Source organism: Shinella sp. M27, from assembly GCF_049199905.1.
Lineage (GTDB): Bacteria > Pseudomonadota > Alphaproteobacteria > Rhizobiales > Rhizobiaceae > Shinella.
Genome location: NZ_JBLZPK010000022.1, coordinates 5,421 through 8,917 on the forward strand (window position 1 = coordinate 5,421; position 3,497 = coordinate 8,917).

The following is a 3,497-nucleotide window of genomic DNA, read 5'->3' on the forward strand; positions in this document are numbered from 1 at the left end:
GCTTTGATCAGTTGCCGGCGCTTGCCATGCGCCGCGTGGTGAGAACTTTCTCCAGCCAGCCGATCTCCATTTCCGGAACCGATTTCAGCAACAGGTCCGTATAGTCGTCGAAGGGCGGCGAGAGCACCTTCGATTTCGGGCCGAAGCGCACGAGCTTGCCGCGATGCATCACGGCCACCGAATCGGCGATGGCGCGCACGATGGCGATGTCGTGCGTGATGAACATGTAGGAGACCTGCGTTTCCTCCTGAAGTTTCAGGAGAAGTTTCAGGATGCCTTCGGCCACCAGCGGGTCCAGCGCGGAGGTCGGCTCGTCGCAGAGGATGAGCTCCGGCTTGGCCGCCAAGGCGCGGGCGATGGCGACGCGCTGTTTCTGGCCGCCCGAAAGCTCGGCCGGATAGCGGTCGGCAAACCGGCCGCCCATCTCGATCTGCTCCAGCAGTTCCTTCACCCGCTCGGTCTTCTGCTGGCCGCGCAGGCCGTAATAGAAGGTGAGCGGGCGGCCGACGATGTCGCGCACCGTCTGGCGCGGGTTCATCGCGGTGTCGGCCATCTGGTAGATCATCTGGACGCGGCGAAGCTCGTCGTTCGACCGGCCCTTCAGCGCCTTCGGCAAAGCTTTGCCGTCGAAGCTGATCGTGCCGTCCTGCGGCGGCAACAGGCCGGTGATGACGCGGGCGAGCGTCGATTTGCCCGAGCCGGATTCGCCCACCACCGCCAGCGTCTGGCCCTTCGGCAGATGCAAGGAAACGTTCTGCAACACCTTGAAGCCGTTGGAATAGCCGGCGGTGATGTTGTCGACCTTGAGCAGCGTATCCGTCTGGTCGGGCGCCTCATCCCGTCTCGTGCCGCGCACATTGACCAGCGCGCGGGTATAGTCCTGCGTCGGTGCCTCGATGATCTGTTTCACCGAGCCGTATTCCACCATCTTGCCGTGACGGAGCACAAGAATATCATCCGTGATCTGCGCCACGACGGCAAGGTCGTGGGTGATGTAGAGCGCGGCTGTGTGGGTCTCCTCGATGGCGTGTTTGATGGCGGCGAGCACGTCGATCTGCGTCGTCACGTCGAGCGCGGTCGTTGGCTCATCGAAGACGATGAGCTCCGGGTTGGGGCAGAGCGCCATGGCGGTCATGGCGCGTTGCAACTGGCCGCCGGAGACCTGGTGCGGATAGCGCTGGCCGAAGGTTTCCGGGCTTGGCAGGCCGAGCACCTTGAACAGGTAGAGCGCGCGCTTTTCCGCCTCCGCACGGCTCATGATGCCGTGTTTAAGCGAGGCCTCGATCACCTGTTCGCCGAGCCGGTGGGCCGGGTTGAAGGCTGCCGCTGCCGATTGCGCGACATAGCAGACCTTTGCACCGCGCACTTTGCGGATACCCGCGGGGCCGAGCTTCAGCAGGTCTTCGCCGTTGAGCTTGACCTCGCCGCCAGTGATCCTCACCCCGCCGCGCCCATAGGCGAGCGCGGTGAGGCCGATGGTGGACTTGCCGGCGCCGGATTCGCCGATCAGGCCGAGCACCTTGCCCTTCTCGACGTCGAAGTTGACGCCCTCGACGAGGGTCACGGTGCGTGGCGGCTCACCCGGCGGATAGCTGGTCGCCTCGATCTTGAGGTTTCTTACGGAAAGCAGATCAGGCATCGCCGCGCCCTCCCTTGAGGCTCGAGGTGCGTTTCATCAGCCAGTCGACGACGAGGTTGACGCAGATGGCGAGCCCCGCAATCGCACCGCCCGGAATGAGGGCGGCCGAGATGCCGAAGATGATGCCGTCCTTGTTGTCCTTCACCATGCCGCCCCAATCGGCCGCCGGCGGCTGGATGCCGAGGCCGAGGAAGGAGAGGGTGGAGAGAAACAGGATGGAGAAGGCGAAACGCAGGCCGAATTCGGCAAGCAACGGCGAGAGCGTGTTGGGCAGGATCTCCCGGAAGATGATCCAGCCGGTGCCTTCGCCGCGCAGACGCGCCGCCTCGACGAACTCCATGACCGCCACATCGAGCGCGACGGCGCGGCCGATGCGATAGACGCGCGTACTGTCGAGGACCGCCATCACGAGGATGAGAATCCAAAGCTGCTGCGGCAACACGGCCAGCACGACGAGGGCGAAGATCAAGGTCGGGATCGCCATCATCAGGTCGTTGAAGCGAGAGAAGGCCTGGTCGATCAGCCCGCCCGTCACCGCTGCCGTGAACGACAAGAGCATGCCGAGCGAGAAGGAGAGCACGGTCGCCGCCAGCGCCACGAAGATCGTGGTGCGGGCGCCGAAGATCAGCCGCGAGAACAGGTCGCGGCCGAGATTGTCGGTGCCGAGAAGATACTCGCCGCCGATGGGTTCCCAGACGGAGCCAACGATCTGGCTTTCGCTGTAGGGAGCGATGATCGGCGCGAAAATGGCACAGAACAGGGCAAGGGCAATGCCCAGGATGCCGACCCATGCGCTGACGGGGATGGAAGAAAGTCTCATCGCGGATGCCTCAATCTGGGGTTCGCGACGATCGCAAGGATATCGGCGAACATGTTGAGGAAGATGTAGAAGGCGGCGAAGATCAGGCCGCAGGCCTGCACGACCGGCATGTCACGCACCGTCACGGCGTCGACCATGTACTGGCCCATGCCGGGATAGACGAACACCACTTCCACGACGACAACGCCCACCACGAGATAGGCGAGGTTGAGCGCGATGACGTTGATGACCGGGGCAAGCGCATTCGGCGCCGCGTGCTTGGCGATGATGCGCAGGCCCGAAAGGCCCTTCAGTTCCGCCGTCTCGACATAGGCCGAGGACATCACGTTGAGGATCGCCGCCCGCGTCATGCGCATCATGTGGGCGAGCACGACGAGGACGAGGGTTGCCGTGGGCAGCGCGATGGCCGACAGGCGCTGGCCTAGTGTCATCGAGTCATAGACGGTCGCCGGGAAGGTCGCCACACCCAGCTGCACGGCGAAGAACAGGATCAGCAGGTAGCCGACGAAGAATTCCGGCAACGAGATCGCCGCAAGCGAGATGACGTTGATGATCTTGTCGGGCAGGCGGTTTCGATATTGCACCGCCAGCATGCCGAGACCGACGGCGAGCGGCACGGAGATGATTGCGGCGAAGAAGGCGAGGAACAGCGAATTGCCGAGGCGCTTGCCGATCTGTTCGCTGACCGAGTTTTTCGAAGCCCAGGATTTGCCGAAATCCCCCTGGAGCGCGCCGCCGAGCCATTTGAAATAGCGCGTCGTTGCCGGCTGGTCGAGGCCGAGATCCTTGCGGATGTTCTCGATGGCCTGCGGGGTCGCCGACTGTCCGAGATAGGTGGTGGCGAAGTCGCCGGGCAAGGCTTCCACGCCGCCGAAGATCATCAGCGACACGGCGAAGAGCAAGGCCACGCTGAGCGCGAGACGTTGCAGAATGAGCGCAACCAGGGGGCTGCTCTTGCTGAGTTTCGCCCAGAACGAAGGCGTGCCTTCGATGATGGGAGCACCAGTGGACGCAACCGATCCGGCAACGCCGGCAGAC

Annotated in this window: 3 protein-coding genes; all 3 read right to left on the reverse strand. The window is 63.8% G+C overall.

All coding sequences use genetic code 11. The annotated features are described in order from the left end of the window. Nucleotides 1-7: 7 nt before the first annotated feature. From ACOZK4_RS07900 to ACOZK4_RS07910, 3 genes are read right to left on the reverse strand one after another with little or no spacing between them, the layout of a single operon-like run. Entirely contained in the window at nucleotides 8-1,639 is a 1,632-nt protein-coding gene (locus ACOZK4_RS07900; RefSeq protein ID WP_421591411.1) for an ABC transporter ATP-binding protein, read from the reverse strand. After that, on the reverse strand, nucleotides 1,632-2,459 hold the full coding sequence (locus ACOZK4_RS07905) for an ABC transporter permease (protein WP_421591412.1): 828 nt from the start codon (nucleotides 2,457-2,459) through the stop codon (nucleotides 1,632-1,634). The genes ACOZK4_RS07900 and ACOZK4_RS07905 overlap by 8 nt, the downstream gene beginning before the upstream one ends. Beyond that, a complete protein-coding gene (locus ACOZK4_RS07910) occupies nucleotides 2,456-3,454 on the reverse strand; it encodes an ABC transporter permease (RefSeq protein ID WP_421591503.1) in 999 nt (332 codons plus the stop codon). The genes ACOZK4_RS07905 and ACOZK4_RS07910 overlap by 4 nt, the downstream gene beginning before the upstream one ends. Nucleotides 3,455-3,497: the final 43 nt, after the last annotated feature.